The sequence below is a fragment of the Paenibacillus chitinolyticus genome (assembly GCF_045038035.1).
GTDB classification, from domain to species: Bacteria; Bacillota; Bacilli; order Paenibacillales; family NBRC-103111; genus Paenibacillus_F; species Paenibacillus_F chitinolyticus_A.
Genome location: NZ_CP173427.1, coordinates 4,180,673 through 4,204,947, shown reverse-complemented (window position 1 = coordinate 4,204,947; position 24,275 = coordinate 4,180,673). Strand labels below are relative to the sequence as shown.

At 54.5% G+C, this 24,275-nt stretch carries 25 protein-coding genes; 17 read left to right on the top strand and 8 right to left on the bottom strand.

From position 1 onward, the window contains the following. Positions 1-49: 49 nt before the first annotated feature. Positions 50-586 carry a TlpA disulfide reductase family protein gene (locus ACI48J_RS18895; protein ID WP_326056351.1) on the top strand — a complete coding sequence of 179 codons (537 nt, stop codon included), beginning with the start codon at positions 50-52 and terminating at the stop codon, positions 584-586. A 124-nt stretch (positions 587-710) separates the two neighbouring features. Here the strand turns inward: ACI48J_RS18895 and cimA are convergent, their stop codons facing one another. Next, complete coding sequence (cimA, locus tag ACI48J_RS18890; RefSeq protein WP_326056350.1) at positions 711-2,327, bottom strand: citramalate synthase; 1,617 nt, start codon at positions 2,325-2,327, stop codon at positions 711-713. Between the two features lie 255 nt (positions 2,328-2,582). On the opposite strand from cimA, the gene ACI48J_RS18885 reads away from it, so the two are divergent. The 7 genes from ACI48J_RS18885 (at position 2,583) to ACI48J_RS18855 (ending at position 9,391) form a co-directional block, all read left to right on the top strand. Then, on the top strand, positions 2,583-3,863 hold the full coding sequence (locus ACI48J_RS18885) for a DNA polymerase IV (RefSeq protein WP_326056347.1): 1,281 nt from the start codon (positions 2,583-2,585) through the stop codon (positions 3,861-3,863). Positions 3,864-4,022: 159 nt separating this feature from the next. Beyond that, a complete protein-coding gene (locus ACI48J_RS18880; RefSeq protein ID WP_009674781.1) occupies positions 4,023-4,259 on the top strand; it encodes a ferredoxin in 237 nt (78 codons plus the stop codon). 211 nt (positions 4,260-4,470) lie between these two features. Beyond that, positions 4,471-5,958 carry a L,D-transpeptidase gene (locus ACI48J_RS18875; protein ID WP_405079723.1) on the top strand — a complete coding sequence of 496 codons (1,488 nt, stop codon included), beginning with the start codon at positions 4,471-4,473 and terminating at the stop codon, positions 5,956-5,958. Positions 5,959-6,352: 394 nt separating this feature from the next. Further along, positions 6,353-7,456 (top strand): quinone-dependent dihydroorotate dehydrogenase, encoded by a 1,104-nt coding sequence (locus ACI48J_RS18870; RefSeq protein WP_326054279.1) that lies wholly within the window; start codon positions 6,353-6,355, stop codon positions 7,454-7,456. A 21-nt stretch (positions 7,457-7,477) separates the two neighbouring features. Next, positions 7,478-8,281: a GTP pyrophosphokinase family protein gene (locus ACI48J_RS18865; protein WP_405079721.1), complete on the top strand. Its 804-nt coding sequence runs from the start codon at positions 7,478-7,480 to the stop codon at positions 8,279-8,281. 1 nt (position 8,282) lies between these two features. Then, a complete protein-coding gene (locus tag ACI48J_RS18860; RefSeq protein WP_405079719.1) occupies positions 8,283-8,705 on the top strand; it encodes a DUF309 domain-containing protein in 423 nt (140 codons plus the stop codon). Between the two features lie 203 nt (positions 8,706-8,908). After that, a complete protein-coding gene (locus tag ACI48J_RS18855) occupies positions 8,909-9,391 on the top strand; it encodes a GNAT family N-acetyltransferase (RefSeq protein WP_405079717.1) in 483 nt (160 codons plus the stop codon). A 218-nt stretch (positions 9,392-9,609) separates the two neighbouring features. Here the strand turns inward: ACI48J_RS18855 and ACI48J_RS18850 are convergent, their stop codons facing one another. Beyond that, positions 9,610-10,554, bottom strand: a complete 945-nt coding sequence (locus ACI48J_RS18850) for a DMT family transporter (protein ID WP_405079715.1) — start codon at positions 10,552-10,554, stop codon at positions 9,610-9,612. Positions 10,555-10,691: 137 nt separating this feature from the next. Here ACI48J_RS18850 and ACI48J_RS18845 point away from each other — a divergent pair, with 137 nt between their 5' ends. Then, a complete protein-coding gene (locus ACI48J_RS18845; protein WP_405079713.1) occupies positions 10,692-12,050 on the top strand; it encodes a PLP-dependent aminotransferase family protein in 1,359 nt (452 codons plus the stop codon). Between the two features lie 355 nt (positions 12,051-12,405). Here the strand turns inward: ACI48J_RS18845 and ACI48J_RS18840 are convergent, their stop codons facing one another. Together ACI48J_RS18840 and ACI48J_RS18835 are read right to left on the bottom strand one after the other, a co-directional pair. Next, the gene (locus tag ACI48J_RS18840) at positions 12,406-13,386 is read right to left on the bottom strand and encodes a BtrH N-terminal domain-containing protein (RefSeq protein ID WP_405079712.1); all 981 of its coding nucleotides are present in this window, start codon (positions 13,384-13,386) and stop codon (positions 12,406-12,408) included. Beyond that, complete coding sequence (locus tag ACI48J_RS18835; RefSeq protein WP_405079710.1) at positions 13,370-13,942, bottom strand: PadR family transcriptional regulator; 573 nt, start codon at positions 13,940-13,942, stop codon at positions 13,370-13,372. The genes ACI48J_RS18840 and ACI48J_RS18835 overlap by 17 nt, the downstream gene beginning before the upstream one ends. Before the next feature lie 483 nt (positions 13,943-14,425). Here ACI48J_RS18835 and ACI48J_RS18830 point away from each other — a divergent pair, with 483 nt between their 5' ends. From ACI48J_RS18830 to ACI48J_RS18820, 3 genes are read left to right on the top strand one after another with little or no spacing between them, the layout of a single operon-like run. Next, complete coding sequence (locus ACI48J_RS18830; protein ID WP_326054288.1) at positions 14,426-14,812, top strand: GntR family transcriptional regulator; 387 nt, start codon at positions 14,426-14,428, stop codon at positions 14,810-14,812. After that, positions 14,809-15,684: an ABC transporter ATP-binding protein gene (locus ACI48J_RS18825; RefSeq protein WP_405079708.1), complete on the top strand. Its 876-nt coding sequence runs from the start codon at positions 14,809-14,811 to the stop codon at positions 15,682-15,684. Before ACI48J_RS18830 ends, ACI48J_RS18825 begins: the two co-directional genes overlap by 4 nt. Further along, positions 15,668-16,291: an ABC-2 transporter permease gene (locus ACI48J_RS18820; RefSeq protein WP_326054290.1), complete on the top strand. Its 624-nt coding sequence runs from the start codon at positions 15,668-15,670 to the stop codon at positions 16,289-16,291. The genes ACI48J_RS18825 and ACI48J_RS18820 overlap by 17 nt, the downstream gene beginning before the upstream one ends. A gap of 63 nt (positions 16,292-16,354) precedes the next feature. Here the strand turns inward: ACI48J_RS18820 and ACI48J_RS18815 are convergent, their stop codons facing one another. Further along, entirely contained in the window at positions 16,355-16,864 is a 510-nt protein-coding gene (locus ACI48J_RS18815) for a thioredoxin family protein (RefSeq protein ID WP_218229563.1), read from the bottom strand. Between the two features lie 390 nt (positions 16,865-17,254). On the opposite strand from ACI48J_RS18815, the gene ACI48J_RS18810 reads away from it, so the two are divergent. The 4 genes from ACI48J_RS18810 (at position 17,255) to ACI48J_RS18795 (ending at position 21,779) form a co-directional block, all read left to right on the top strand. Continuing rightward, positions 17,255-18,010 carry a pseudouridine synthase gene (locus ACI48J_RS18810; protein ID WP_405079706.1) on the top strand — a complete coding sequence of 252 codons (756 nt, stop codon included), beginning with the start codon at positions 17,255-17,257 and terminating at the stop codon, positions 18,008-18,010. Between the two features lie 112 nt (positions 18,011-18,122). Further along, entirely contained in the window at positions 18,123-18,938 is an 816-nt protein-coding gene (locus tag ACI48J_RS18805) for a Cof-type HAD-IIB family hydrolase (RefSeq protein ID WP_405079704.1), read from the top strand. Between the two features lie 57 nt (positions 18,939-18,995). After that, complete coding sequence (locus ACI48J_RS18800) at positions 18,996-20,516, top strand: MDR family MFS transporter (protein WP_405079702.1); 1,521 nt, start codon at positions 18,996-18,998, stop codon at positions 20,514-20,516. Positions 20,517-20,741: 225 nt separating this feature from the next. Beyond that, entirely contained in the window at positions 20,742-21,779 is a 1,038-nt protein-coding gene (locus ACI48J_RS18795) for a hypothetical protein (RefSeq protein WP_405079700.1), read from the top strand. 135 nt (positions 21,780-21,914) lie between these two features. Here ACI48J_RS18795 and trxA read toward each other — a convergent pair whose 3' ends face one another. Both trxA and ACI48J_RS18785 read right to left on the bottom strand, forming a co-directional pair. After that, on the bottom strand, positions 21,915-22,232 hold the full coding sequence (trxA, locus tag ACI48J_RS18790; protein WP_326054297.1) for a thioredoxin: 318 nt from the start codon (positions 22,230-22,232) through the stop codon (positions 21,915-21,917). A 153-nt stretch (positions 22,233-22,385) separates the two neighbouring features. Then, the gene (locus ACI48J_RS18785; protein WP_405079698.1) at positions 22,386-23,018 is read right to left on the bottom strand and encodes a nitroreductase family protein; all 633 of its coding nucleotides are present in this window, start codon (positions 23,016-23,018) and stop codon (positions 22,386-22,388) included. Positions 23,019-23,376: 358 nt separating this feature from the next. Here ACI48J_RS18785 and ACI48J_RS18780 point away from each other — a divergent pair, with 358 nt between their 5' ends. Next, positions 23,377-23,646: a hypothetical protein gene (locus tag ACI48J_RS18780; protein WP_326054300.1), complete on the top strand. Its 270-nt coding sequence runs from the start codon at positions 23,377-23,379 to the stop codon at positions 23,644-23,646. Between the two features lie 106 nt (positions 23,647-23,752). Here ACI48J_RS18780 and ACI48J_RS18775 read toward each other — a convergent pair whose 3' ends face one another. After that, entirely contained in the window at positions 23,753-24,133 is a 381-nt protein-coding gene (locus ACI48J_RS18775; protein ID WP_326054301.1) for a helix-turn-helix transcriptional regulator, read from the bottom strand. Positions 24,134-24,275: the final 142 nt, after the last annotated feature.

Genomic DNA, 24,275 nt, shown 5'->3' with positions numbered 1-24,275 from the left:
TCCCGTGTGATAGAATAAAAAGCGAATGATGCGGAAATGAGGGCTGAAATTGAAACGGAATGCAGCGATTCTGGCCATCGTGCTTCTTCTGGCCGCGGCTATATTTGTCCAGATCGGCAAAAAAGACGAAAAACAAACGGCTGCGCCTACCCAAACGGGCCCCCGTCCGGGAATGTATGTGCCTTCTTTCAGCCTGCCGGATTTGGACGGTAAGCTCTACCGGGTCGGAGGCGCGCGCGATAAGCCGCTTATTTTGAATTTCTGGGCGTCCTGGTGCGGTCCATGCAAGATGGAAGTGCCGGATTTGATTGATCTTCAGACAAAATACGGGGACAAAGTGGACCTGGTGGCTATAAATGTAACGAGTCAGGATGACGAGCAAAAGGCAAGGGCCTTCGCCAAGGAGTATGGAATCAATTTTCCGGTGCTGCTGGATGAACCCGGTAAAGTCTCGGAATCGTTCAAGTTTCTGGCGATCCCGACGAGCTTCCTTGTGGACAAGAACGGAGTCGTGCAGGAAGTGGTAAACCTTCTTCCAAAGGCGGAGTGGGAAAAGAAAATCAATGCTTTGATCAAGGGCCGCTAGAAGGTTCCGCGTCTAGCCTGCCGATTTTCGGAGACGTTTAAAAAGCCCCGTTTCGGGTCCGTGTGTAAGGCGAGGCCGCCCACACGGAAGAAACGGGGCTTATCTTTTTGTAAGGAAAAATAAATTAGTGGTTCACTAGACCGACCGGTCTTGGATCCAGCGATTCTCTCTCGATGCAGGACTTGCCGATCAGGGCATACCGGAAGCTGTCGACGAGCGCATGCCAGCTGGCTTCGATAATATTGGAGGAAACGCCGACGGTATTCCATTCGTTCTCGAAATTGCGGGATTCGATGAGAACGCGGACTTTGGAAGCGGTCGCTCCTTTGTCGTCAAGCACGCGCACCTTATAGTCGGACAGGTGCATTCTGTGAATGTCCGGATAGAAAGGCAGCAGGGCTTTACGCAGCGCGTTATCGAGCGCGTTGACGGGTCCGTCGCCTTCCGCGGCGGTATACATGGATTCGCCGTTCACGTTCACCTTGACGAAAGCTTCGGAGCTGACCGGACGATCCGCCGACTTTTCCACGAAAATTTTGAACGATTCCAGCACGAACGGCTCCTGCAGCTCGCCGGAGGCTTCACGCATCATCAGTTCAAGCGAAGCGTCCGCACCTTCGAACTGGTAACCCTCGTGTTCGAGGTCTTTGATGCGTGAAATGATTTCTTTCGCTTTGCCGTCCTGCTGTTCCAGATTGAGGCCGAGCTCGGCCGCTTTCGAAACGAGATTGCTCTGCCCCGCCAGCTCCGAAACGAGAACGCGCTGCTTGTTGCCGACCTTCTCGGGAACGATATGCTCATACGTGCTCGCGTGCTTGAGGATAGCGGACACGTGGATACCGCCTTTGTGGGCGAAAGCCGCGCTGCCGACATACGGCTGGTTCATCGGCATGTGCATGTTCGCGATCTCGCTGACGTAACGGGCGACGGGCCCCAGCGATTCCAGCTGCTCATCCGAAATGCAGGCGAAGCCGAGCTTCAGCTGCAGATTCGGAATGACGGAGCACAGATTCGCGTTCCCGCAGCGCTCGCCGTACCCGTTCATCGTGCCCTGTACCTGGCGGGCGCCGGCTCTCACGGCTGCCAGGGAATTGGCGACGCCCAGCTCGCAGTCGTTGTGGGCGTGGATGCCCACGGGCGTCGTGATCTGTTTCTTGACTTCCGAAACGATCTCGAAAATTTCCTCCGGCATCGATCCGCCGTTCGTATCGCACAGCACGATCCAGTCCGCGCCGGCTTCCTGCGCCTGGCGGATTGTCTGGAGGGCGTAGTCAGGGTTGTTTTTGTAGCCGTCAAAAAAATGCTCGCCGTCGTAAATGACTTCAAGACCGCAGCTTTTCAGATACCGGACGGAATCGAAAATCATCGCGAGATTTTCTTCCAGCGTCGTCTGAATGGCAGTGTGAACGTGGAAATCCCACGATTTTCCGAAAATCGTCGCGACTTTAACGCCGGACGCCACCAGCGTCGTCAGATTGGGATCTTCTTCGGCTTTGGTGTTCTTGCGGCGGGTGCTGCCGAATGCCGTTACTTTCGCATGCTTAAGATTCAGTTCCTGAACACGGTTAAAAAATTCAATGTCTTTGCCGTTGCTTCCGGGCCAGCCGCCTTCTATATAATGAACGCCCAGCTCGTCGAGCTTCTGGGCAATTTTCAGTTTGTCCTCCACGGACAGGCTGATTCCTTCGCCCTGGGTTCCGTCACGAAGCGTAGTGTCAAAGATTTTGATTGAATCGGACATTTCGGTGCTCCCCCTCTAAACGTGTGGCTGTTCATTTTTCGAATGTTTTCTCGAATGTATAATGCACGATTATACCATAATTTCAACCATAAAGAATGAATTTTCGCAAATTTTGGACGATAGCCGTTCTTGATTCCTCAGGCGGACAGGAATAGACTAAGAATTAGAAGAAATAAAGAGGATAAAGCGCCCTACGGCCGCTTTCGATATGCTAATCGGGACTTCGCGCGCCCGCAGGAAGGAGGAAACCGGATAATGGCACAGGAAGGGTATCCCAAGAACGGACGAGTCATTTTACATATCGATATGAACGCGTTTTACTGTTCCGTACACGAAGTCGTGGAGCCCGAGCTGTACCGGGGCAAGCCGATCGCGGTATCGGGCAGCGTCGAACAGCGCAAGGGCATCATCGTAACCTCCTCCTATCCCGCCAGGGCGCGCGGAGTCAAGACGGGAATGCTCGTCCGGCAGGCGATGAGGCTTTGTCCGGAGCTTGTGCTCATCAAGCCGAACTTCGATTTGTACCGGCAGTTTTCCCGCGGCTTCCGCCGTATAGTCTATGATTATTCGCCGATGGTCGAGACCATGTCCATTGATGAATGTTATGTGGACATAACGGGTTCCAAGCAGTTCGGAACCCCGCTTCAGATCGCGGAGGAGATTCAGACCCGGATACGCGAAGAGCTGGGTCTGCCCTGTTCGGTCGGCGTGGCGCCCAACAAGCTTCTGGCCAAGATGGCTTCGGATATGAAAAAGCCCAACGGATTGTTCGTGCTTCGTCTGCGGGATGTGCCGAAGGTCCTCTGGGACAGACCCTGCGGAGAATTGTACGGCATCGGCAGAAAAACGGCCGAGAAGCTGCAGAAGCTGCAGATTCATACCATCGGCCAACTGGCGGCCGCCGACGAGGGGCTTCTCCGCAAGTCGTTCGGCATAAGCGGCCCCGCTCTTAAGCAGGCCGCCAACGGCATCTCTCGTTCGGAGGTTAACCCGGAGCGCGAGCCGAACAAGTCGGTGGGCCACACGACGACGCTTCCTTACAATTACACGGACCGCAAGGAAGTGTTCCGCGTCTTCTTGAATCTGGCCGATCAGGTCGGACGCCGGCTCAGACATCAGAAGCTGATGGCTTCGACCGTACAGATTACGATCCGGGACCCCGATATGAAGACGATCACGCGGAATGTGACGCTGCCCGTGCCGACCGACCATCACGAGGATCTGTACAAGGCCGCATGCGAGCTGTTCGAGCGGCACTGGGAGCCGGAAAAGCCGATCCGCCTCCTCGGCATCACGGGCCAGAACCTGACGCCGAAGGAGGAGGCCGCGATTCAGCTCGATCTGTTCAGTTACGAGCAGCAGCCGAAGAAGGACAAGCTGAGCGAAATAATGGATGCGCTCCGGGATAAATTCGGTGAAGATGCGGTGCTTACCGCGGGGATGATCGGAGACAATCCGTCGGCGCTTATACGCAACCGCAAACGGAGGGGAACTTCCCTGCAGAAAGATCCGGACGGAGATTCATTCCCGTTATAAATAATGGGAGCCGAATAACATCCGCCCAAGAATGAAATCTTAAAGGGGAAGAGCCGGATACCGCGCGGCGGCTGGCTTTTCACTTGTACTTTCCGTTGAACTTTCGAATACTTTATATTATAGTGGACAATGGAGGACTATTAGAGGAGGAATTCATATATGGCTAAGTATACATGGGTGGAAAAAGACACCTGCATTGCGTGCGGAGCTTGCGGCGCAACTGCTCCAGATATTTACGACTACGACGATGAGGGTATTGCGGAAGTGATTTACGAAAACGACGGTAACCACGGCGTGACCGAAATTCCGGAAGATCTGTACGACGATCTCCAGGATGCGCAAGACGGCTGCCCGACCGACTCGATCAAAGTGGCCGATACTCCTTTCAATATGTAAGATTTCTTTCTTTATACAAATAAAGCCTTGTTTCCCTATCGGAAACAGGGCTTTATTTGTCTATTATTGTCGGATTAACTCGGATGAACGCGGATAAAAGAAAATAAGAGAGAAAAACAGACAGAATTTGAACGAAATTCAACAGAGCAGCCTCTCCTGCCGATAAAAGGAAAAGAAACACCGGTAATCCTTGAAGCAGGCGGTGAAAAAAGTGAGCACAGAAAAACCGGACGAGAAACTGGCCCGATTTTTGCGGCACAATCCCATTGAAGACCGGGTTTATCTGAAGGAATATGTCCGGGATCATCCGGACCAGCGGATGGCGTGGTATTTGCTCGGCAGGGAGTATGCGGCCCGGGGAGACCGGGGGAAAGCCGCTTACTGCTACGCGCAGTCCGGCGAAATCTATGAAGCGTTCGAGAAACGGAAAATAACCGTCGACTGGTCGGCGCTCGATTCCTCCGTCCCCTGGCCGCAGGAGCTGAAGACGGCGGCTAAGCGGAGCCGCCGCAGGAAAGCCGCGCTTACGGCCGCCCTGCTGGCGCTGATCGCGCTGCTGCCCGCGCCGGCGGGACCGGACGCGGGAGACGGGCGCCCCGGCGGAAGCGCCGCCGCATCGGCGCAGCTCCCGGCTGCGGACGGGGAGCTACGCGTCTACCTGGCGGCGGAGAAGCAGACGTCCGCGAGCGGAGCGCTCGAACGGATGCTGCTGCGCGACAGGCCGGCAGGCGGCGAAGCCGTCCTCCTGTCCGCACAGGGCGCGGACGGACCGGGCGGCGGCTGGATTGCCTGGCATAGGCCGCTGAAGCCGCTCCTGTCGGTCGCAAGCGGCGGGCCCGGCGAAGCGGCGTCTATCGCCTATTTCGACGCCGCCGCCTGCAACTGCCGCCCGGACGACCCGGGCCGCTTCGCGGTGCCGGCGGGAGCCTGGCGGCAGCGCCAGGAGCAGCTCCTCGTGCTCCGATCGGCGGTGGAGGCTTACCGCGCGGCAAGCGGGAAGCTGCCGGAGCGTCCGGAGGAGCTGCTGCGGCCGTATCCCGACAACGTGATGCCGGGATTGACGCCGTACATGCGGGAAGCGTTCCCGCTTGTACGGGAGGCGGCCGCAGCGGGCGCGAACGGGCAGGCCGCCGCAGCTGGGACAGGCGGCGCGGACACGGCCCCCGGCGCCAAGCCGTCCGCCGCTTCCGCGGCCGCGGAGGAGGCGCTCAGCGAGCCGCTGGCGATCCTCATCGACACCAAGCTGCATCGGCTGGCGCTGGTGAGCGGACGGACCGTCGTGCGGAGCTACGAGGTCGGTCTCGGAGGCGCTCGGACGCCGCTCGGCGAATTCGCCGTATCCGAGAAAGTCCGCAATCCCAAGGGACGGACGAAAGGAGAGTTCGGCACGCGCGGGATGACGCTCTCCGATACGGACTATGCGATCCACGGGACCAGACACCCGTCCTCGATCGGCAAGGACGAATCGCTGGGCTGTATCCGGATGAGGCAGGAAGACGTGGAGGAGCTGTTCGACATGGCTCCGAAAGGCACGAAGGTCACCATAGGAAGCGGGCTTCTCCCCGCGGGGCTCGTCGGTGACGGGTCCGGCGGCGGCAGCGGCGCATCGGGGACCGGATTCGGCCCGAAGGGAGCTTTTAAGCTTCCTTCGGAGGTGCAGGAGACTAATCCCGGTAAAGTATACCGCTGGCTGGATTAAATCCCCGTCCGTTAAGGACGGGATGCGAGAGCGCCTTCCCTGCTATGTGCGGGGCTGGCGCTCTTTTTACTGTTGCTCGGAGACCTTTCCGTCTGACGCGTTACGAAACGAAGGCCTGCCGTTTAATCCGCTTTTTTAAAACTGATTAAAACGATCCGGTTTATCGTAATAGGTTCTGTCGCAAGAACCGGTCAAAATAAGCAAACATTTATACGGATTTCATGATAAGACGAACGATTTATTTGTTATAATATATTTCGTTCGTGTTTAATGTGGATTAAAGGGGATTATACGTCCCGATCACGGGGCTCTGTACGGATAAAAATCTTTGCATTCTCGCGTGGAACGCGATAAACTGACAGATGAGAGTACTGAGGAACGGAGTGTCAACTGCATGGTATACAAGAAAATCGCTAAGCCGGTCCTGTTTCGCATGGATGCGGAGAAGGCGCACCATTTGACGATTAACGGACTTAAAACGGCTGCCAAGATCCCCGGAATGTCGTCCGTAATCGGCGCCGCATGGGGATTCGGTCATGCCCCCGACCTTCATAGCACGCTCTGGGGAATCGCGTTCCCGAATCCGGTGGGACTTGCCGCCGGACTGGATAAGAACGCCCAGGCGGTGGAAGGTTTCTCGCGGATGGGTTTCGGTTTTATGGAAGTGGGGACCGTTACCCCCAAACCGCAGAGCGGCAACGACAAGCCGCGGCTTTTCCGGCTTCCGGAGGATGAAGCCCTGATCAACCGGATGGGCTTCAACAACGTCGGCGCTGAAGCGATGGCGCAAAATTTAAGCCGCCTCGGCAGCCGTCCGATCCCCGTGGCCGTCAACATCGGCAAGAACAAAACGACGCCCAACGAGCAGGCGGAAGAAGATTACCGCTCCTGCATCCGGACTTTGTACGGGCACGGCGATTTTTTCGTGGTCAATATCTCTTCACCGAATACCCCCGATCTGCGTAATTTGCAGCATGGCAATGATTTGCAGAGATTGCTTCATGCGGTCGTGGGCGAGATGAAGAATCAGCACGAGCGGACCGGCGGCGCGGCCAAGCCGGTTCTCGTCAAAATTGCGCCCGACCTGACCGACACCGAGCTGGAAAATACGATTGCCGTCATCGGCGGAAGCGGGGTTTCCGGGATTATCGTTTCGAATACGACGCTTGGACGCGACGGATTAAGTCATCCCAACCGGGATCAGGCAGGGGGCCTGAGCGGACGTCCGCTGACATCCCGTTCGACCGAGCTTATTTCGCGCGTGTACCGAATGACGGAAGGACGTATCCCGATTATCGGGTCCGGCGGAATTTTCACCGCGCAGGATGCCTATGACAAAATCCGGGCGGGAGCGAGCCTCGTCGAGGTGTATACGGCACTTATATACGAAGGCCCGGGCCTTTTGAAGAAATTGAATGAAGGTTTGTCGACCCTGCTTAAAAAAGACGGCTTTACCCATATTTCCGAGGCGATCGGGGCAGATCAACGTCGACTTTGACCGGAAGTGGAGGCAGTTCTTATGGATGGAAGAGATTGGAAAAAATTTCTGTTTCCTTATGAACAGACCGTAGAGGAGCTCAAAATTAAATTTAAAACGCTTCGGGCGGAACTCAAAAACCGCGAGGAATATTCTCCGATCGAATTCGTGACCGGGCGTGTCAAAAAAATCTCGAGCATTTTGGATAAAGCCAAGAAACTGAACGTATCGATGGACGATCTCGAAACCGGTATCGAAGATATTGCGGGCATCCGCATCATGTGTCAGTTCGTTGAAGATATCGAAACATTGCGCGAGCTGATCCATCAGCGTAAGGATATGAAAGTGCTCTACGAGAAAGATTATATCGCCAACAAGAAGGAAAGCGGCTACCGCAGCTTTCATATCATTATCGAATACCCGGTGCAGACTTCTCTGGGAATGAAAAAGGTGCTCGGCGAAATTCAGCTGCGTACGCTGGCGATGAATTTCTGGGCGACTATCGAGCATTCCCTGAATTATAAATACAAGGAAAGCATGCTGCCGGAGGAGGTCCGCACGAGGCTGAGCCGGGCGGCGGAAGCCGCTTACCTGCTGGATCAGGAAATGTCCAATATCCGCGGGGAAATCGTGGAAGCGCAGAAGCTGTTCGAAGACAATTCGAATCTGGTTACCGTCATTCTGAACTGCATCCAGGTGTTGTATTTCTATCATCGCGTCCGGGAAGCCGTCCAGTTCCAGATGCGCTTCAACGAAATTTTCGAAAAGGACGATACACGGGCCATGCGCGAGCTCCAGGAGGAAATCCAGGAAGCCATCAAACGGGCGAAAAAAGGGGCGCGCTGATTTGCGTCCTTACGATCCTCTGTACCTCGCTTTTGTATACGAGTTCAATGTAAACCGGGACTATTACGAATGCCATGAAGTGATGGAGACCCTCTGGCTGGAAGAAGGCCGGAAGCCGTTTTACCAGGGGCTGCTGCAGATTGCCGTCGGGCTGTATCATCATCTTAACGCTAACGTATCGGGAGCCGTTAAATTGATGGAATCGGGGATCGCGAAGCTGCAGGGGTACCCGGACAGGCTGCTCGGAATAGACGTGGCTCTGCTGCTGCTGGATGCGGAGGCGTATCTGGTCAAGCTGCGGAATAACGGGGCGCGGCCTTTCGAGCCTTATCCGCTGGAAATTCGCATCGTGGATGAGGACCTGGCGGGACGGGTCCGGCAAATTCAAAGCGAGCGGGCAGCGGACGAGGAAGAATCGGGATAATTACAGCGTGCTTTTGAATACAGGGACCCGTTCGGCAACCGGGTCGAGTTTATCATACGGACCGAATCTTAATCGGAGCGAAGGAAGAAACCGGCAGGCATAAGGCCCGGCCGGTTTTTTTGGCAAGCAGGAGCAGGGACAAGCGGACGGGGACAGGGTATTCGCCTGTACAATACGGTACATAAGACGGGGGAGTGGCAGGAATGGCGGATTATCAAAGCAGGCCTTTATCGCCGGACGATTTGGACGTGATTTGCGGGCTGCCGCAGCATGCGGGCGAGCTCTTTTACATGTATCCGAAAGGCGAATATCCGCTGACGCCGGAGCAGATTCGCGAAACGCTGAAAACACGGCTGTGCCCGACCGTTATAACGGCCGAAGGCGGGGAAATTGCCGCTTACGCCAATTTGTACGACTGCGTACGGGAGAAGGAATGCTGGCTCGGAAACGTGATAGTGGCGCCCGAGTACCGGGGAAAAGGGGCATCCTCTTATCTGATCCGGACGATGATGAACAGGGCGAAGCGGGAGCTCGGTGTCCCGTTTCTGAATCTCGTCTGTCACAATACGAATACGCCCGCGCTGCTTCTTTACGCGAAGCTGGGTTTTCGTCCTTTTGACGTGTCGGAGAAGACGGGGCCGGACGGGAAGCGTCTGGCCGGCATTCATATGCGCGCCTCTCTTTGAGGCCGTGACTTGGGCGATGGTTAGGCGCCCCGCAGCCGGTGCGGGAAGCGGACAGCCGGGAATAGGGCAACGATAAAAAGGCCGTGAGTGTCACGGCCTTTTTGTTTTGCCTGCGGAAGTAGGCGTCAGGCATTATAGTTGAGCGGGCGCGCATACCCGAAGCTGGACGCGGTGATAGATTGTCAAACGCGGCGGCTTTTTGCCGCTCAAAATTCCCTTCACGCATCCAGCCTCCGTTCCGGCTGCCGGGAAGTTTTGCGGGGAGACGCCGGCAGGCATACGCCGACCACTCCGGCGATCATCAGGGTTGCTCCGATCAAATGGAAATAGGCCAGTTTCTCATGCAGAATGATGACGCCGGCCGCCATGGTAACGATCGTCGCCAGCTGGCTGAAAATGCTGATTTTGAAAGCCTCCATTTTGGAAAGGGCGTAATTGGACAGAAATGAACTCGCAAGGGAGGACAGCACGCCCAGAAAAAGGACCGAGACGGTGAACGAAAGGTCGCCGAAAGGTTCGAAATAGAGTGGAAGCGTGCCTTGGACGGTGCGGCGGATGACCGCAAATCCGTTAAACGCGATGAAGCCGAATAGCAGCGAAACAAACGTCAAGTCGAGCGGCGTATAGTTCCGGCTTAATTTTCTCGCGAGTACGCTGTATCCGGCGGAGGAAAGAGCGGAGAGCAGGATCAGGAACAGCCCGGCTCCGTTCATCGTACGAAAGTCCAGTCCCTTCATGGCGAAAATATAAACACCGCCTGCCACAGAGAGGGCGATGAACAGATTTTGCCGCAGGCCGGTCCGTTCCTTCAGCACAACCGAAGCGAGCATCATAGTGAAAACGGGGGCTGCGGCTTGAATGATTCCCGCCTCGGAAGCCGACGCCTGTACCAGGCCGAAGGTCTGGAAAGCAAAAAACAGAACGGGATACAGCACGGCCATCGGCAGGATGGCTAAATAATCCCGCTTCCGGATGTTCAGCCGGGTTCTGCCGAGGGCGAGGAAGACGAGCAGCGCGGCCAGGGAAATCGTAAACCTGTGCGCCAGGAGGTCGAACGGCCCTGCGGAAACGAGGGCGGTTTTCACGAATATGAACGAGAAGCCGATGATCAAAGCGTATAGTACGGCGGATAGATAAGCTTTGGTAAGAGGTGCTGCTATCATGGCGATCTATTCCTTTGAGCCTGCATGCAAAGCGGTTTATTAAGGTCCTTGCCTAGATTTTAAGGGGATGGGTGCCTGTGCTACAATAGGAGAAAACGTTAACTGTACCGGTACAGATTGGCCGGAGAGGTGAATTCATGCACAAATATGAAGGGATTTTAACCGATCTGGAGCGGCAGATCGCGGACCGCCGCTATAAAGAGGGCGGCAAACTGCCCTCCATCCGGCAATTGTCGGAAAGTTACGGGGTCAACAAAAGCACCGTTATCCGTGCACTGGAGGAATTGGAGAGCAAGCACCTGGTCTATTCCATCGCCAAGAGCGGGTATTATGTCGTCCAATCGTCGCCGGATACCGCCCCGGACTCGCCGGATGTCATCGACTTTGCCGCATCCGCCCCGGACCCGGCTTTCTTTCCCTATCTGGATTTCCAGCATTGTATGAACAAAGCGATCGACACGTACAAAAACGATTTGTTTGTGTACGGCACTCCTCAAGGACTGCCCGCACTGCTCGCGATGATGCAGAAGCTGCTTGCGGATTATCAGGTGTTTACGCGCGTCGGCAGCCTGTTTGTCGTGTCCGGGGTGCAGCAGGCGCTGGCCATTCTGGCCGCGCTTCCTTTTCCGAACGGGAAAACGAAGGTGCTGATCGAGCAGCCCGGATACCACCTGTTTATCGAACAGCTCGTGACTCACGGGGTCCCGGCCATGGGAATCCGGCGTTCGCGGGAAGGGATCGATCTGGACGAACTGGAGCGGATATTCCGCACGGAGCCGATCAAGTTCTTTTATACGATCCCGAGGTTTCATGCCCCGCTCGGTTGCTCTTACCCCACGGAGGTGAAAAAGAAAATCGCGGCCCTTGCCCGCAAGTACGATGTCTACGTGGTGGAAGACGACTATCTGGCCGACTTGGAGCCGGACGGGAAAGCCGATCCGGTCCATGCTTACGATGAGGGGGAGCGCGTGATATATTTGAAAAGTTTCTCCAAAATCATGTTCCCCGGCCTTCGTATCGGTATTGCGGTTATTCCCGGCAGTCTTGTGGACCTCTTCAGCCGGTATAAGCGCATCGCCGACATTGACAGCTCGATGATTTCCCAAGGCGCGCTGGAGATTTACCTGAAAAGCGGGATGTTCGAGCGGCACAAGCATAAAATCAAAGCCGCCTACGCGGCCAGGTCGCTGCTTCTCCGGCAAATGCTTGCGGAGCATGGGCCGCTTGCCGGCGGCGCAGTACAAGGGGCTGCGGAAAGCGGAGAGCTCTCTCCCGTCCATACCCACCTTGTGCTGAGCCCGTCTGTATCCCAGCCGGAGCTGGCTAGGCGGCTGCGTAAAAAATCGGTGGTGATCGAACCGATCGACAAGCACTATCTGCCGGGCTTTCCCCGGGACAATTATTTGAAGCTGAATGTCTCCCAAGCCGGGGACGAACAAATCCGGAGGGGAGTCCGGCTTCTTATGGAGGAGCTGGGACGATATGGAGACCGCTGAAGCCCCGGGAGAAGGCGGTGGGAAAACGGACAAATTAGAGCATGGTTTGACAATGGGGAGTATGTTGATACAGATGTACTCGTGGGAGCTGACGGCGGTGCGTCCAAGGTTCGGAATCAATATAAGCCTAGAGTTGATTCCGGAAACGTTGGCGCCACATGTGAAAGAAAAGTCCGGAGCTGCTCCGTTTTATTTAGGCTTTAGCCAGTTGAGGGCGTGAAACGCTCGAAATCATGACTACCCGTCCCCAACGGGCAGTCATGATTTTATCGCAAGTACCTTGAACCGGTAACCTATGAGAAAAGTGTTTTTATAGTCTGATAACACAAACGGGCTGGCGGCATGCAAATCGCTTTCATAACAATAACTCCATGGCTGCACGTTCTTTATCCGCAATCTCGAGCAAGAGATTGGACGCTTGCCGCAGCTCTTGGTGGTTACCTGTTCTTCCCGCACGGTCGATTGATGCAGAGACACTGACCCACATTGGAGCGATCTCAGTAAACAAAAGGTGGGCTTGTTCGATTTTCGGATTTTCAAACCGCTCGAGGCATTCTTTCAAGAAATCCCGATAGAGATTCCGAAACAAAGCGCCGCCGGTTCCCGCACGCTCCATCAGCAATGCGGTGAGGCATAAATCATGTTCAAAATTGTTACTGCGGGAAGGCCACTGCAGGATCTCATGGCTCATTTTTACAATGCCTTTATTCCCGATATTGCGAATGGGCGGATTCAGATAGTCATGCGCATTCTTGGTCAAAGCTGCGTGTATAGCAGGAATGAGAGGCGGTAAGGCGTCGATCGGCTCAAGCGTAAAAGAACGATTCCGGGAACTCATGGGCCCCTTGGCATTTCTGGCCGCGGCCAAGTTTGTCAGACGCGTCTTCACCAGTCCGCCCTGTTGTCTGGTATCAGCCATGTAGGCGTATTCGTCATCCATTCCGTATATGGCTGCATAGTGACCGGCAAAGTGCACTTTGTTCGTGAAATAGTCCAAGTAATAGGAATCCAATTTCAGCCCGACCGGAATTCCGCGTTCAATGGAGCTCTGTACGTTCCTCCACGCTTTGTCGACGGATGACGTTTCTTGAACTCTGACGGTCAAACCCAGTCGATCGGCGAGGTTAGTCGTCAACTCATCCACTTTCACTCTTCCTCCGATGAATGGAAACCCCATCCCCTTCGAGTCCCAATAAATGAATCCGAGCCCTTGTCCGAGTCCGAACAGCATGGGTTCCGATATCCGGATTCCCGCAAATTGCATTAAATTGCCCATGGCGGTCGTTTCGCAATGTTCGCCTTGATAAGGAACGAAACCTTTAATGATTGTCATCATATTGCCTCGCCTCCTCCGACAATTCGTTAATTAGATTGGCAACGAACGCTTGCTCACTCTCGATTAGGCTTATCGGATGCAAGAACAGCATCCTTACATTCAGCGGCAATCGAACGCCGCCCTGGGATTGGAATTTTTGCCTTATGTCTTTTAAAGCCTCCCGAAGAAAATCCAATCGTTTCCGCAATGCAGCTATGGCCGCGTCTTTCCCGATAAGAGGCATAGCGGCCAGACCGAGATCGAAGCGGTTGTCGCGCTCCCGTGTTGACGAAAGACTGTTAAGGATTTCATCTTTCAGCTTGGCCATACCGGCTTCGGTGAGGACAAACCAGGTCGGAATGGGTCCCTTGCCTGATTTTAAGTCTGTTTCTTCGGATGCGATCCATCCTTTATCGCTCAGTTTCCTCAGTCCTACGTAGATCGAAGTCGTGCCAATGTTCGCCCATTCCCGATAGCCTCGTTGATCGACTAACTTCTTAATATCGTACCCCGAAGCTTGGCGACATTCAGCGATCATTTGCAGCAGCATGAATTCGACATTTGAAATAGGGTGCATAAAGGACCCCCCTTGTCATTAATATTACACACATGAAATATAACATGGGTGAAATAAAAATTCAATCCAGATTCGATCAATAGCAACTCGGATCGATGGAGGCTGTACAGGTTCAAAGAAGCCGCTGGAATTGCGCGTTCAGCACCCCGAGTTCGACGGGAAATACGATCACACTTTCTTCCTACAACCAATACTTTGGACTTGAACAATAAAAAGGGCTGCTCCCATACTGGGTTCCGCCCTTTTTAGTTGGATCAGGAATTCAACTGGCGCCGAATGAAATGCCTAGCCGCTTCATAAACCGCAGGCACTCATCAATAAGTGTAGGGGGAAGCCCGGCCACTTCAGAATGGTTGTAAGCTGTTTTTTTCCTCCAATCTACAGGATTTGTTGAGGTGGGCAAAATCGGATTGACAATATTGTATATAGTGTATATAGTATACATATACAATATGGACAAAGCTAACGCGAAGCGGGTGAACTATGAAAATTATTCTTTCGCAGAGTTCAGGCGAGCCGATCTACGAGCAGATTCGACAGCAGATTCAGCGGCAAATTCTGCAGGGGGAGCTGCTTCCGGGACAAAGCCTGCCGTCGATCCGGCAGCTGGCCAAAGATCTGCAAATTAGCGTGATCACGACCAAGAGAGCTTACGAGGAGCTGGAGAAGGAAGGACTGATCGACTCGGTTGTCGGCAAAGGCTCCTTCGTGTCCGGTCTGAATCGGGAATATATCCGGGAACAGCAGCTAAAGCAGTTTGAAGCGAAATTGTCGGAAGCCGTCCGGGAAGCCAGGCAGCTCGGAATAACCGTGGATGAAACGGTCGAAACCGTCAAAGCGCTGTATGAAGAGGAGGAAGATATTCGATGAACGCCGTGGAATTTAAGCATATTTCCAAAGCCTATTCAAACTTCAGCATTCAAGACCTGTCCTTTGCGGTTCCGAAAGGATACATTACAGGACTGATCGGTCCTAACGGTGCGGGTAAAAGCACCCTGATCAAGATTTTGCTCCATCTCGCTATTCCGGAGCAGGGACGTGTCTTCATTGAAGGAATGGAGATGCCGGTACGAGAGAAGGAGATCAAGGAAAGGATCGGTTTCGTGTCGGACGAAAGTCATTTCTACGAGCATTTGACCGTCCGCCAGACCGGAAAGCTGCTCGCTTCTTTTTACCGGAATTGGAACGAGAAGCAGTTTCAAACTTATCTGGAGCGGTTCGAGCTTCCGGCCGGGAAGAAAATTTCGGACTTATCCAAAGGCATGAAGATGAAGTTCGGTCTGGCCGCGGCTCTTTCCCATGGGGCAAAGCTTCTGGTGATGGACGAACCGACGGCAGGACTCGATCCCGTCTTCCGGCGCGAACTGCTCGATCTATTGGCGGATCTGATGCAGGATGAACAGCATACGATTCTGTTCTCCACCCATATTACGACGGACTTGGACCGCGTCGCGGATTACATCGCCTTCATGAACCGGGGAAAGCTCGTTTTCAGCGAGAGCAAGGATAACGTTCAGGAACGGTACGCGATCGTCAAAGGCGGGACCGAGCTTCTGGATGCGGATATCCGCAAGCAGTTCGTTTCCGTCCGGGAAACGTCCGTAGGCTTCGAAGGCCTTGTTTACAACCGGCCGCAGGCCGAGAAGCTGTTCGGAGGCTATGCGGTCATCGAGCCCGCGACTCTGGAAGATATTATGGTCTACACAGTCAAAGGAGGGTACAGCCATGGTGGCACTGCTTAGCAAAGATTTTCGCGTGATGAGAAAAGAGCTCTTGTGGATGACCGTCTATGTGGTTTTCTTTGCCGTCTCTTTTTCCAACTCCGGGATGGGCGGTGTATTGGTCCAGCTTGTTCCCTCTATCATGCTCTTATTTATTTCCGCGAATCATGACGTGAAGAACCGTAATTTTATCCTGCTGGGCAGCCTTCCCGTGAGGCGTTCGGACATCGTGCGAGCCAGGTATGTGAGTGTGCTCCTGTTCGGTGTGCTGGGAGCGGGGATCGGTTTTATCGTAAGCACGGTAACGTCGATGCTGCGAGGAATGGGGGGCGCATCCGCCTTCTCCTGGGGAACCTCCGGGCTTCTCGGCGTCATGCTGCTCGTGTATGCGGCGATCTACCTTCCGCTGCATTACTGGCTGGGTGACAAGTACCTGCAGGTTATCAGCGTTATCATGATGATTCTGCTGTTCACGTCGACTTCCATGCTGGGCTTCATTGTAGGAGCAACGGACAAATGGGGGCTTCCTTCCCCGGCGGCGGTCGCGGTTATCGCGGCGGCGGGAGCGGCGGCATTTCTCGTTTCTTATCTGATTTCACTCGGAATCATGAAAAAGAAAGATTTTTGACCCGCGTCAGGGGGAGCGGGAATAAACCAAAGAAGCAGCGGATAAGCTCCGCTGCTTCTTGGTTTATTTGCCGTTATGCTTGAGGAAAAATTCTTTGAACTTCGCAGGCGTATTGCCTTCGGTACCGCCGTTTTCCGGCACGCCGCCGACCATGCGTTCTACCTCTACGCCGTCTTTGTAGTATACGAGTGTAGGCGTGAATTCAATGTTGTATTTTTTCCAGCCGTCCTGGAATTCGAGCAGGTTAAACTGTTTCACGTCGATGCCAAGCTCTTTTTGCAAGGGAACAAGGACGGGCGTCGTTACTTTACAGTGCGGACAATCGGCGCCGTAGTAGTACAGGAAGAAGCTTTCTTTGTTCGCGATGCGTTTGTCCAGCTCTTCGGGTTTGATCAGGTTCTGGTAGTTCGGGTCTTCGAGCAGTTTCTGCGTGGCCGGTTTCAGCTTGGAAGCGGATACGCCGTAAAGCTTGTTGGCCGCTTCGTCATTGCCCTTGTTGGAAGATTTCGTGACCACGAAGATCGCGGCAAATAGGACAACGATAATGCCTAAGTAAATCGCTAATTTTTTCATAATTCACTCCTTAAGTGGTTACTTGTTTAGCTAGAATAATTTCGAGACGAAAGAGCGCAAATCCTGCTTGTTCTTCGTGAAAAACTGAGAAAATCGTGAAAGATTGCCTGTTTTTTTGTCAGACCGAAGGTGCAAGCAGGCACGGAATAGTCTATAATACGGGGAGCCGCACTAAATTCCGCCCGGTATGCTCTACACAAACGCTTCGACCGAATACCCCGATTCGCATAAAAGGCAGTTCACTTAACATGCCCTGGCCCCGGATTCTCGGAGGCAAGAGGGCTTTTATTCATAGGGCGGAAAAGCAGGAAATAGAGGCAGGCTCCCTCAAAATATGGGCCGGAAGGAGGCGGAAGCGCGATTAAAAGAAAAACACAACGGCTCGATAAGGTGCTCGGCAATCTCGGTTACGGTTCACGCTCCGATTTGAAAAAGACGGTCAAAAACGGCTTTATCGAAGTGAACGGCATCCGGGTCAAAGACAGCGGGATGCAGGTGGACCCGGAGCAGGACGAGATCACCGTAAGCGGAGAAAAGATCGTTTACCGGGAATTCGTCTACCTTCTTCTGAATAAGCCGCAGGGCGTCGTTTCCGCTACGGAAGACAACCGGGACCGCACGGTCGTGGATCTGCTCGGCGAGGCTTATGCGCCCTTTGACGTATTTCCCGTCGGCAGGCTGGATAAAGATACGGAAGGGCTTCTGCTGCTTACGAACGACGGCAAGCTGGCCCACAATCTGCTTTCTCCGCGCAAGCATGTGCCGAAGACGTACTACGCCAAGGTGGAAGGCCTGGCCGGAGAAGCCGACAAACAGGCGTTTGAGGCGGGCGTCGAGCTGGATGACGGATACGTGACGATGCCGGCGCAGCTTCGCGTTCTGACATGCGATACAACCGCCGATCCGCCACGCTCGGAGATTGAGCTGACCATTCAAGAAGGAAAGTTTCACCAGGTGAAACGGATGTTCCAGGCGGTCGGCAAGCGGGTCGTTTATTTGAAGCGCATCTCGATGGGACCGCTCCAACTGGACCCGGATCTGGGATTGGGCGAATACCGCGAACTGACCCGGGAGGAACTGGAGCTGCTCCAGGGCAATCCTTCCTTGGATTCCGAGCCCGGTGTCGACAACGATCTACATAAGTGAGACGAAGCTAAGGCAGCGTACGCAAGGCAATGCACAAGCCAATGCACAAGACAGTGCATAGGGCAAGAGAGACAAAACCAGATCATAACGGAGTGGAAAGGAGACCTGCCCCATGACTTACAAACTGATCGCCCTGGATGTTGACGGCACGCTTCTGAACGACGATTATCTCCTTACCGAACGGACCCGGGAAACCGTACGCCGTGTGCACGAGCAGGGGAGCTCTATCGTGCTCTGCACGGGCCGCGGGCCCGCAAGCGCCATTCCGGTTCTGGAGGAACTGGGACTGGAGGGAACGGTCATTACGCACAACGGCGGCGCTACGGTTCAGTCTCCCGGACTGGAACTGATTCATCAGTATGCGTTCCGGGTGAGCCAAATCGCCGCTATGATCGCATACTGCCGCGAGCATGAGGTGCACTTCGACGTGTGCGCCCCTTTTGATATGTACCTGGAGCGTCTAACCGAGGTCGAACAGGCGATGTACAAGAAGTTTTTCGTCACTCCGCATCTCGTTGCGGATGTTACGGCCTTGACGGTCCCGCTCGTCAAGTTTACGCTTTACAGCGCGGACCCGGCCGTCATGGACACGGTGGAGCGGGACTGGTCGCTTTCCCGGCTGTACGGCGATCTCCGCATGATCCGCAGCGGGGATCATTTTATCGACGTGATGCACGCCGATGCCACGAAGGGCAACGCGTTGCGCAGCTTATGCGCAAATCTCGACGTCCGTCCGGACGAGGTGCTTGCCATCGGCAACTACTTCAACGACCTGGAGATGATCTCCTTCGCGGGTCTCGGAATCGCGATGGCCAACTCTCCGGCAGGCGTTCTGGAGCAGGCGGACCGAATAACCGCCTCCAACAATGAAGACGGCGTGGCGCAAGCGCTGGAAACACACGTTTTGCATACGGTCCGCCGGGATTGAGCGAATTGAACGAAGATCCCGTGCGGTTCCCTAAAAAAAGAAAAGGCGGTGCTGCCAATGGCTCGGTCCGGTAACACCGACAAAACAAAAGTCCTGCTGGCGATCATGGTCGTAACCTTCCTGTCTTCCATCGAAGGCACGATCGTATCGACCGCCATTCCCCGCATCGTCGGCGATTTGGGCGGTCTGGACTTGATGAGTTGGGTCATATCCATTTACCTGCTCACCACAGCGGTTTCTACCCCGATATTCGGCAAGTTGTCCGATTTGTACGGACGCAAGAAAATTTTTATGATCGGAACCGGTTTGTTCCTGATCGGCTCGACCTTGTGCGGAATCGCGCAATCCATGGAAATGATGATCTTCTTCCGGGCGGTCCAGGGGATCGGCGCCGGCGCCATTCTTCCCGTTACGATGATTATCGTCGGAGACATTTACTCGTTCGAAGAACGCGCGAAAATCCAAGGCTGGATCAGCGGCATCTGGGGGCTTTCGGGCATTCTCGGGCCTCTGGCCGGCGGTCTGATGGTCGATTATGTGTCGTGGAGATGGATTTTCTATTTTAACATTCCGTTCGGCATTATCTCCATGCTGTTGATTTCCGCCTATCTGCACGAAAATCTGGAGAAAACGAAGCGGCCGATCGATTATCCGGGCATTGTGACGTTCACGATCAGCATGACGGCTCTGATCTATGCCCTGCTGAGCGGCGGGGTCCAGTATGCCTGGGGTTCGCCGGTCATTCTCGGTCTGCTGGTCGTTTCCGTCGTCTTCCTGTTTATTTTTATCGCCGTCGAAAAAAGATCACCGGAGCCGATGCTGCCGCTTGACCTGTTCAAGGACCGGCTTCTTACGCTCATCAACTCGTCGGGCTTCATTCTCAGCGCCATCCTCGTGGCGGTCACGATCTATCTGCCGCTCTGGGTGCAGAGCGTGAACGGCGGCGGTGCGACCGGCTCGGGCTTCGCGCTGATTCCGCTGTCCATCTGCTGGACGGTCGGCGCAGCCCTGGCGGGAAGAGGCTTTGTCCGCCTCGGCGTAAGATCCGCCGTCCTCATCGGCGTGGGCGGAATTACGGCGGGTTCCGTCGCCTTGGCTCTAATGACGGCCGCAACCCCAGGGTGGGCGCTCGAAGTGTACACGGCGCTGTTCGGGATCGGCTTCGGTTTCGCCTTCACGGCGTACACGATCACGATGCAGTCCGCCGTAGGCTGGAAGCTGCGCGGAGCCGCGATGTCCTCGCATACGTTCATCCGTACGCTCGGCCAGACGCTTGGGATCGCGGTGTTCGGGATGCTGTACAACACCTCGCTGCATACGTATCAGCAGGCTCATCCCGATCAGGTCGGAGGCATCGACCTCAATAAAGCGCTGGACGCCCACGGACGTTCCGCATTCTCGCCGGAAACGATGGCGGGCATCCGCGAGCTGTTCGCGTTCAGTCTCAGCCGCATTTTCTGGTCCCTGCTCGTTCTGGCGGCCATCGGCATCGTGCTCACGCTGCTTCTGCCGAAACGGTTCAAGGTCGAAGAGGAGCCGGAGCAGGCGACAGAACCGGAGCCGTCCCGGCAGTCCTGACGGATTGAACGGAGGATGCTTCTTCCTGTTGAATTTAAAAAGCTTACCCGAAGTCTGCATAAGTAGACTCCGGGTAAGCTTTTTTGCTATGGGCCCGCCTCCCGGTTGTCACATATATTCCCGGGGATCCGGGTACGCTAGGAGCAGAATCTTCCGGGTAAGCATTTTTGGCCTCGCCAGAATTTGCTGCATCGTCCGGAAATACCGATAAGGGAGGCAGAGCAAATGGCCCAGCTAGTACTAAGACCCGACCTGAAAACGGCGGGCGGAGAAGTGACGGAAATCTTGGTGGACGGCCGTTTTGCCGGAATTATCAGTTTGGTGTACCGCGAAGGGGACCGGATGACCGGGGGCATTCAGCTTGAGGATGCCGTACTATCCCCTGCCGGCAAAAGAGAAGTGGACGCCTTCGTGCGCAACCATATCCAATGGCTGGTCGATGCGATGAACATCCGGGAATGCGACGTTGTGCTGACGTATGGCAGCTATGACCATATCATCGGAACTCCGCTGCTTCCGGACGAATCCCCGACGGTGGACTATGCGGACGATGAAACGACGACGGAGTGGGTCGGTGACGAATCCGTATACGGAGACTACGAGGAAGAGGATCTCGATGACATCTCCATGGAAGAGGACGCTTACGACGCGGAACCGGATTACGAGCTGGTGCTTCTGGAAGATTCGCGCGGGCGGGTGGAGTACCAGCTTTTCGATCCGGGTTCCCGCCTGGTGGCGGAAGCGTCATGCCGGATCTACGGCAGCGAAGCCGTATGTATGCTCGACTGGGTATTCGACCCGCTTGAGGAAGAGATGGAGCTCGCATCGAACCTGATTGTCGCCGATTTTCAGGAAGAAGAGACGGAGAACTTTTTGTTCCACAGCCGTTTTGACGGGGAAATTGTGGATTCGATCGAAATCTCGCTGGAAGAGGCGGATGAGCTGAGCGAACTGGACAGCGGTGAAGAGGAATACTCGGTCATTCTGGCAAGGGATGACGGGGATACGCTGACCTATGAGATCTACGAGCAGGAATACGGCGGTATTCCGATCGGAACGGCCACTATTGACGTAAGCGAGGATCAGCTGACCGGCTTTATCGACTTCCGCCAAACCGACGATTCCCGCCAGCGGCAGGAAATTGCCCGGCTGCTGATGGAGGAGCTGGATAAGGAGCAGGATTATGATTCGCTGCATCTGTCCATGCTTTACCGCAACAAGCTGATCGATGAACTGTTGTTCGAAAATGTTACGATTCAATAGCGCGATAAGGCGGAGCCGGAGCTCCGCGTTTTTTCCGTAAAAAAGAGCGGTCCAATTCGCCGGATGACGAAAAGGACCGCTCTTTTTGCATTGTGCCGGGCTTTGGGGGAAAGGGGCAGGGAAGATGCCGGATAATTACTGGTTTTGATTAACCAGTTCTTTCAGCGTCTGAAGCGATTGAACGCCTACCATCGTTTTGACTTCGCTGCCGTTTTTGAACAGCTTCAAGGTAGGAATGCTCATCACGCCGAACTTCGAGGCTGTTTCCGGGTTGTCGTCGACGTTGATTTTCGCGATCGTTACGGCTTCGCCGGCTTCTTCCGTCAGCTGGTCCAGAATAGGGCTCTGCATTTTGCAGGGACCGCACCATGGCGCCCAAAAATCGACGAGTACGAGGTTGTTGTTATCCAGCGTTTCCTGGAAAGTTTGATCGGATACGTTTAGCAAAGACATAGGAATCCCTCCGTGTGTGAAATTTTAAGGGCAGACGACCGGCGCGTTAAGCGTGATGCGAAAAGCTGTAGGCAACGCGGCCCGCCTCTAATGGGATCAAGCGAGTGTTTGGATCTGTGTGTCTTTAAACGGTTCGTGCTGCCGGTAAACAGGTCAGAACGAATTTTTGACGACAACCTGCTCCAGCGGGAAGCGCCCGGACGCATAAGCCGGTTTCGCCGCTTTGCCGACGGAGATGAGCAGAGTGGGAATGTAACGCTCGGGAACGTTAAACTCCTGCACGAACGCGGCGGGATTGAATCCGCCCATCGGGCACGTGTCGTAGCCGAGCGCTTTCGCCGCGAGCATAAGCTGCATGGACGCGAACGAGGCGTTGCGGATCGCTTCATCCCGAGGGATGCTGCCGCCGCTTGCATAGGCGCCGTTAATTTGCGACACGAGCGTGTCTTTGATTTCCGGCGTCAAGAACCCGCTCTCTACGGCAGCGCCATAAATCGTTTCGGCGTTCAGGTTCGCCTGCAGGTCGCCCAGAACGGCGACCACGAAGGAGCTTTCCGCCACCTGCTTCTGGTTGTTGGCGATGGGGAGCAGACGCTGCTTGGCGGCCGGATCGTCGATCACGAGAAATTTCCAGTGCTGCAGATTCCAGGAGGACGGCGCCTGGTTAGCCGCGTTCAGGATAATCTCCTTATGCTCCTCGGGGAATACAAAATCCGGGTCGTACGATTTTACGGAGTGGCGCTCCGCAATGACTTTCAGAGTTTCGGCAAAAAGCTGCTGGGTCATAAATATCCTCCTTTTGGCGTTCGCAAAGGTTATAGGTAATGTGTGCGGTTTTGCGGAAAACATGACTGGTTTCCGCTCGTTCCGCGTAGTTAATTTTTTCAGGCCAAACGAATTCGGCCGAGATGTAAAAAAAAAGCGGGCCGCCGGCCGTTCGGCAGAAAAGGGAGAACTCGGTCAGGCCCGCTGGCAGAAGGACGGTTATCCGGGCATAACGGATGCCGTCTGGGTGGACTGAACTGTAACTAAATAAGTTACGATATATCTAGTATAATAAATATTACAGTTAAAACTGTCAAGAGCAACTTTTCACATTCGACAATTTCAGTCATAATCGGAAGTGGAAGGAAGTGGAACTTGAATGAGTGTCCTGCAAAATGAACTGACGCACCTTATCTTTCTGGCGGAGGTCGTAATCGCAAGCCGCAAAAAAGAAGTAATGGAAGATACGCTGCAGTGTCTGCTGTATATTATCAAGTCGCTGCCCGAAGTGGAAGTGCCGGACAGTGTTGCAGAACAGATCGCTCATTTGACGGAACGTATCGAGGAGAAGCTGCGGCAGGAGAATGAACGGATTCAGGAGATACAGGGAAACCTCGGCCATTTGGCCAAACCGAATTCAATCGCATAGCCGGCCCGGATTAACATACATCAAGAAACAACCCGCAGGGATGATTCAGCTCCCGCGGGTTGTTCCGATTGCTTATGTAAGGCAGGATTACAGGGTGCCGGCGTTCTTATTCGTTGCGGCTCTTCCGTTCTTTCCAGAAGAGGGCGCTGAGCATGCGCTCGACCCATTCTTTGTCCTGCTCGGTCAGTTCGATGCCGTCGAAGATAAGTTCGTTATCATGAAGAAAGCGGCGCAGGTTGACCGGAGCCTTGGGCTTGTCCCCGCCGCTCTCCGGTTCGTCTAAATATCCGGCGATTTTCATCAGTTCGGCGTAAGGAATATTCAAGCCTTCGGACAGCTTCATCAGCACATCCGGAGACGGGATATTGCGGTTGCCGTTCTCAAGCTGGGAAATGTAAGCGGCCGATACGCCGGAACGGTCAGCCAGTTCGCGGATCGTATAGCCTTTCAGCTTGCGGAGATCTTTGAGCTTGTCATAGAAATACATTACAGCACCCGCATTTCTTGGTAAACATTAGTTAACATGTTTATCATAGCAGGGAATATGTGGTTTTTCAAAGGGGAACTTTGACCGCACGGCCAAAAAAAGATTAACAGGCAAGAATAACAACCCGCAGGGAGACTTAGCT

Coding starts and splice junctions, on each gene's coding strand:
- cimA (WP_326056350.1), bottom strand. CDS start 2,327: ATGTCCGATTCAATCAAAATCTTTGACACTACGCTTCGTGACGGAACC.
- ACI48J_RS18885 (WP_326056347.1), top strand. CDS start 2,583: ATGGCACAGGAAGGGTATCCCAAGAACGGACGAGTCATTTTACATATC.
- ACI48J_RS18880 (WP_009674781.1), top strand. CDS start 4,023: ATGGCTAAGTATACATGGGTGGAAAAAGACACCTGCATTGCGTGCGGA.
- ACI48J_RS18870 (WP_326054279.1), top strand. CDS start 6,353: ATGGTATACAAGAAAATCGCTAAGCCGGTCCTGTTTCGCATGGATGCG.
- ACI48J_RS18865 (WP_405079721.1), top strand. CDS start 7,478: ATGGATGGAAGAGATTGGAAAAAATTTCTGTTTCCTTATGAACAGACC.
- ACI48J_RS18855 (WP_405079717.1), top strand. CDS start 8,909: ATGGCGGATTATCAAAGCAGGCCTTTATCGCCGGACGATTTGGACGTG.
- ACI48J_RS18850 (WP_405079715.1), bottom strand. CDS start 10,554: ATGATAGCAGCACCTCTTACCAAAGCTTATCTATCCGCCGTACTATAC.
- ACI48J_RS18845 (WP_405079713.1), top strand. CDS start 10,692: ATGCACAAATATGAAGGGATTTTAACCGATCTGGAGCGGCAGATCGCG.
- ACI48J_RS18840 (WP_405079712.1), bottom strand. CDS start 13,386: ATGATGACAATCATTAAAGGTTTCGTTCCTTATCAAGGCGAACATTGC.
- ACI48J_RS18835 (WP_405079710.1), bottom strand. CDS start 13,942: ATGCACCCTATTTCAAATGTCGAATTCATGCTGCTGCAAATGATCGCT.
- ACI48J_RS18830 (WP_326054288.1), top strand. CDS start 14,426: ATGAAAATTATTCTTTCGCAGAGTTCAGGCGAGCCGATCTACGAGCAG.
- ACI48J_RS18825 (WP_405079708.1), top strand. CDS start 14,809: ATGAACGCCGTGGAATTTAAGCATATTTCCAAAGCCTATTCAAACTTC.
- ACI48J_RS18820 (WP_326054290.1), top strand. CDS start 15,668: ATGGTGGCACTGCTTAGCAAAGATTTTCGCGTGATGAGAAAAGAGCTC.
- ACI48J_RS18815 (WP_218229563.1), bottom strand. CDS start 16,864: ATGAAAAAATTAGCGATTTACTTAGGCATTATCGTTGTCCTATTTGCC.
- ACI48J_RS18805 (WP_405079704.1), top strand. CDS start 18,123: ATGACTTACAAACTGATCGCCCTGGATGTTGACGGCACGCTTCTGAAC.
- ACI48J_RS18800 (WP_405079702.1), top strand. CDS start 18,996: ATGGCTCGGTCCGGTAACACCGACAAAACAAAAGTCCTGCTGGCGATC.
- ACI48J_RS18795 (WP_405079700.1), top strand. CDS start 20,742: ATGGCCCAGCTAGTACTAAGACCCGACCTGAAAACGGCGGGCGGAGAA.
- trxA (WP_326054297.1), bottom strand. CDS start 22,232: ATGTCTTTGCTAAACGTATCCGATCAAACTTTCCAGGAAACGCTGGAT.
- ACI48J_RS18785 (WP_405079698.1), bottom strand. CDS start 23,018: ATGACCCAGCAGCTTTTTGCCGAAACTCTGAAAGTCATTGCGGAGCGC.
- ACI48J_RS18780 (WP_326054300.1), top strand. CDS start 23,377: ATGAGTGTCCTGCAAAATGAACTGACGCACCTTATCTTTCTGGCGGAG.
- ACI48J_RS18775 (WP_326054301.1), bottom strand. CDS start 24,133: ATGTATTTCTATGACAAGCTCAAAGATCTCCGCAAGCTGAAAGGCTAT.